Here is a 4,895-nt window from a genome sequence, read left to right as displayed (position 1 = left end):
CGGGCCGCGCGGGCCGGGCCGGTGCGGCGTGCGGGGGAGGGGGACGCTGGGGGGGCGGGAGCTCAATTTCAGCTCCGACGTCGACCTGATCTACCTTTACGAGACCGACAAGGGCGAGACGACCGGCGGGCCGCAGCCGCTCTCCCTGCACCAATACTTCGTCCGGGTGGGCGAGACCGTCACCCGGATCATCTCCGAGGCGACGGAGGACGGCTTCGCCTTCCGCGTGGACCTGCGGCTCCGGCCGGAGGGATCGCGCGGGGAGCTGGCGTATTCGCTGCCCGCCGCGGAGACCTACTACGAGTCATGGGGACAGACCTGGGAGCGCGCCGCGCTCATCAAGGCGAGGCCTGTCGCGGGGGACCGGTCGCTGGGGGAGGAGTTCCTGCGGGAGGTCGTCCCGTTCGTCTTCCGGAAGCACATGGACTTCACCTCCATCGAGGAGATCAAGGAGATGAAGGACCGGATCGACCGGGCGGCGGCGCGGGGGCGAAGGGGAGAGCGCGACCTGAAGCTGGGCGCGGGCGGGATCCGGGAGATCGAGTTCTTCGTGCAGGCGCACCAGCTCATCTACGGGGGGAAGGAACCGTCGCTGCGGCTTCGCGGGACGACGGAGACGCTCGACGCGCTCTCCCGGCTCCGTATCGTCAGCGAGCGGGAGCGGGACGACCTGGCCGGATCGTACGTGTTCCTGCGGCGGCTCGAGCACCGGATCCAGGCGCACCGGGAGCGGCAGACGCACGCCCTTCCCCAGGGGGAGGCCGACCTCCGCCGGCTGGCGCGGGCGATGGGGCTTCCGGATCCGCAGGCGTTGCGGGCGGAGCTCGACCGGAACTGCGACGCCGTCCGCAGGGTCTTCGACCGGCTGTTCGGGAAGGGGCGCGGCGCGGCGCCGAGCGGGATCCCGGCGGAGGTGCAGGCGCTGTTCCTGCCGGGCCCGATCCCCGGAGACGCGGCGGAAGAGCTGTCCCGCATGGGGTTCCAGGACGCCGAAGGCGCGCGGAGGAACCTCGAGGTCCTGCGGCAGGGGCCTCCCCACGCGCGGATCTCCCAGCGGGCGCGGCAATACCTCGACCGGATCGCCCCGGAGATCCTCCACCGCTCCGCGAAGAGCCCGGACCCCGACATGGCGCTGGCCCACATGGAGCGGTTCCTCTCGGCCGTCGGATCCCGGACCATGTTCTACGCGCTCCTGTTCGAGAAGCCGAAGGTGCTCGAATCGCTGGTGCGGATCTTCGGCAGCAGCCGCTACCTGTCGGGGCTCCTGCTGCAGCATCCCGAGCTGCTCGACACGTTCCTGCGGAACGACCTGTCCGTCCTGTTCAAGTCGCGGACCGAGCTCCGCAAGGAGCTGGGCGCCCGGATGAAGGAATGCGACGGCTTCGAGGAGGAGCTCGACGCGCTGCGGCGGTTCAGGCACCTCGAGACGCTGCGGACCGGCATCCACGACATGGGCGGGGTTCTGTCGCTCGAGGAGGGGATGGCCCAGCTCACCGCATTGGCGGAGGTCCTGCTCGGCCAGGCGCTGCTCCTCGCGCAGCGGGAGGTGCGCCGCCGCTTCGGCGCGCCGATCGACGCCGGCACCGGCCGGGAGGCGGCGTTCTCCATCCTTGGAATGGGGAAGCTCGCGGCGGAGGAGCTTTCCTACCACAGCGACCTCGACATCGTCTTCCTCTATTCCGGCGCGGGCGAGAGCGCTCCCGACCCCGCCGGGCCGGAGGAGATCCGCAGGATCACCAACCACGAGTATTTCGCGAAGCTAGCCCAGCGGCTGATCTCCATCCTGACCACGGCGACGCGCGAGGGGCACGTCTACCGCCTCGACACGAGGCTGCGCCCCTCCGGGAACGCGGGACCGCTGGTCTCCTCCCTGGAGGCCTTCGAGAGGTACCACGAGGGGGTCGCCCAGCTTTGGGAGCGGCAGGCGCTGCTGCGGTTCCGCTGCGTCGCGGGCGACCGGGAGTTCGGGAGGAAGGTCGAGGAGAAGGCGAAGGGATTCATCTTCGAGCGGCCGCTTCCCCCGAACGCGGCGGAGGAGATCCACCACCTCCGGATGCGGATGGAGGTCGAGCTGGGGCGGGAGAGCGAGGACCGGCTCAACCTGAAGGTGGGGCGCGGCGGCGTGGTGGACGTGGAATTCGCCGTCCAGTACCTGCAGCTTCTCCACGGGGGGGCGGTCCCTTCCGTGCGGGCGCGCGGGACGCTGAGGGCCCTGTACGAGATGCAGCGGGCCGGCATCGTCACGCTGGACCAGTACAAGGTGCTGGACGGGGGATACCGCTTCCTGAGGTCGCTGGACGTGCGGCTGCGGCTGTCGCACGATTCCTCGATCGACACGTTCGACCCTAACGTCCTCGAGCCGGAAACGGTGGGCCGCTACAGGAAGGAGACGGGAAGGATCCGGAAGGTCTACCTGGAGCTGCTGGGTCTTCCGGGATAGCCCCGGAAACGGTTCAGCCGATCTCGTCGTCGGGAAAGTCGAACGTCGGCAGCCGCTTGATCCACTCGGCCACGACGGCCTGCACGGGCCCCCCCGGGAATCCCTCGGTCTCCACCGAGATCATCGCGTTGCGCAGCTCGCTCAGCAGGTGGGTGTTGAATCCTCCCACGTCTTCCCAGCTCGCGTCCGGGTCGCCCTGTTTATCGTAGAAATTCGCCATCTTCACCTCAAATTATATAACGGATCGGCGGGGCGAAAGATTCAGTCCTTTTTCGCCGTTTTTTGGGACTAAAACTCTAATGACGCGCGGCTCCGCTGTCAAGTCAATAGCGGAGGGGGTAGTGTCCTAATTTGAAGTTTGGTCAACAATAATTGGCGGGGAGCTAAGAAATGACAAAGCCCCTAGTTTTCACCAGAGGCCCAAACGGTGCTCCAGGCAGCTTGTCATCGCCTTCCCCTGGAGCACGCTCCCCGAAGGGAGTCTCGAAAGCCCGCCGAGGCGGGTACGGTTTCATTAGACATTAGCCAATATGGGATGTCAAGCCTTTGAGGTCAAATGCGCAGAGCATCCCTTTGAGGATGGCCTTAAAATCGGCATCGGTGACCCTATGGCCCAAATAGACGCGATTCCCGTTAGCGTCCCGTACCATCACTTTATTAAGACGCCAGAATCCGACCGTAACCACCATATCGCATTTCGCCCAAGTTTGCTTTGTGGCGAATTGGCCCGGCAAAGATGCTGGATCCATTTGATGATGGTGATCTTCCACGGGGTCGGGCGGTGTCGTACTGAGTGGAATCACGGTCACAAGCTGGCTGCGCCTGAGCCTTCCAGAAACCACAACAACGGGGCGTTTTTTCACCATTTCCGGGGTCTTAAAGCCCACAAAGTCGCACATCAATACTGTGCCCCTTTTGGGGTGATATGTGAGAGCCACACCATTCTCCTTTGCCCCGGCGATTGGGGGGTTTACAGCTAAGGGTAACCCGTGGTTACATACCAATAGGGCGCGTGTTACCCGTGGCATCCCAATCGCTGGGGCGGTAAGTGGTTAACGAGCCATCCCCGTACGGGGAGATCGCGCCTGGGAGAGCTAGACAGACCCTCGGCAAAAGGTCTGCTGTCTAGCTCTTCTTGTATTTGTCCTCACGGGCCGCCCAGCCGGCCCTCGTCGCTAACAGCATCTACCTACCCTCCTTTCTTCCCGCTCTTCATACTTGTCCTTGAGCGGCGAATTCGATATCATGTTCTCACCCACGCCGCCACACATTGGCGTAAATTGCTTTCTCCGAGCCGTGGATTGGCCCAGGGGCTCTCACCCCCCTGGGCCGGTTTTTTCCACTATCCGAAAAGACTTTGGACAAGGCTTTCGGCATGGGCAATACCTAGGTTGTTTAGAGCATATTTCCCGCCCACTCCTTTGCTTCCGCTCTTGATAACAAATTGCGTGCATGGAGCTATCAGCTTGTCTACGCGATCGAATTGGACTCCTGACTTCACCAGTCCTTTCTTCAATTTCGTCACCGGGAAATCGTGAATCCTGAGCATCATTTGGGCTCCATAAAGGATCATTATGCCTGCATCGCCTGCCCGATTCGGACCGCCTGGCGGTAGAATGCGCAGAGAAACGATCTGCCTTTTGGGGTCGGCATCAAACACACGCGGCAGAAGAGCGGTATCCAGTTGCCGACTACCAGGAGGTTTTGGCGGAGGGGCTACCGCTGGTTCTTCGAGCGATGGTGGAGCCACCTGGGCACTAGCGACCCTTCCAGCGGCATCAAGGAACTTGTCGAAGGATTTTTGAACGACTTCCTGCGGTCCTTCCGCGTCAAACTCGGCATTCCCGATCTTAATGTGGAGCTTGTAAGAAGGGGCATCCATTGCTTTCTCCTTAATCGTGGGTTATAGGCCGCTCTCACCCGGCCAACCGACGATGTCACATTATAGGCATAAATATAAAATCTGTGTCAAGTGCGATTCACAAACTGTGGGGAAAGGGAATATTGGAGGGGATAATTGGACGCATTATGGCTTCCCGGTGGGCAGACATCAGGAAGCCCCACGCAATGCCTTGCCGCGATCCCACAGCCGATAGGTTCTCGGCTTCCGTCAGTTCGCGCCTACCCGCGTGCCCTTGCCGGTGGACTGTGGTTATCCCCGCACTGGGGTGTTTACCGGCCCCATCAAAATGTGCTTCAAGGGCATAACCTCCTGGTGGGGTGCCCTGATGATATCATTTTCCGTGCCGTGGGTCGTAGGGTTGGCCGGTGAAATTAGGACACTATCGGGGAGGGATTTCCCCCCGGCGGGGAGCGGAAGCTTTAACCCGCATTTCTCACCAGCCTCCTACTGCGGCGGCGGATACGGGCATGTCTACTGCGTTGCGCTCGGTCGGGCTCCTCGACGCACTGTCAAGTGCGCCTCCGGTGCCCTCGGTCGCGACGCCTTGTAGCC

Annotated in this window: 4 protein-coding genes; 1 reads left to right on the top strand and 3 read right to left on the bottom strand. The window is 62.9% G+C overall.

Going from position 1 to position 4,895, the window contains the following annotated elements; all coding sequences use genetic code 11:
* Window positions 1–2,440 (top strand): bifunctional [glutamate--ammonia ligase]-adenylyl-L-tyrosine phosphorylase/[glutamate--ammonia-ligase] adenylyltransferase (glnE, locus tag AB1346_12295; GenBank protein MEW6721223.1); only part of this gene is annotated, 2,440 nt, incomplete at its 5' end.
* Between the two features lie 13 nt (window positions 2,441–2,453).
* Here the strand turns inward: glnE and AB1346_12290 are convergent.
* The 3 genes from AB1346_12290 to AB1346_12280 form a co-directional block, all read right to left on the bottom strand.
* Window positions 2,454–2,660, bottom strand: a complete 207-nt coding sequence (locus AB1346_12290) for a hypothetical protein (GenBank protein MEW6721222.1) — start codon at window positions 2,658–2,660, stop codon at window positions 2,454–2,456.
* 301 nt (window positions 2,661–2,961) lie between these two features.
* Complete coding sequence (locus AB1346_12285) at window positions 2,962–3,378, bottom strand: type II toxin-antitoxin system PemK/MazF family toxin (protein MEW6721221.1); 417 nt, start codon at window positions 3,376–3,378, stop codon at window positions 2,962–2,964.
* A 404-nt stretch (window positions 3,379–3,782) separates the two neighbouring features.
* Entirely contained in the window at window positions 3,783–4,322 is a 540-nt protein-coding gene (locus tag AB1346_12280) for a hypothetical protein (protein ID MEW6721220.1), read from the bottom strand.
* Between the last annotated feature and the right edge of the window lie 573 nt (window positions 4,323–4,895).

The sequence above is a fragment of the Thermodesulfobacteriota bacterium genome, from assembly GCA_040758155.1.
Taxonomy (GTDB): domain Bacteria; phylum Desulfobacterota; class Deferrimicrobia; order Deferrimicrobiales; family Deferrimicrobiaceae; genus UBA2219.
The sequence above is the reverse complement of the archived record's forward strand: the minus strand, read 5'-3'. Positions and strand labels throughout refer to the sequence as shown.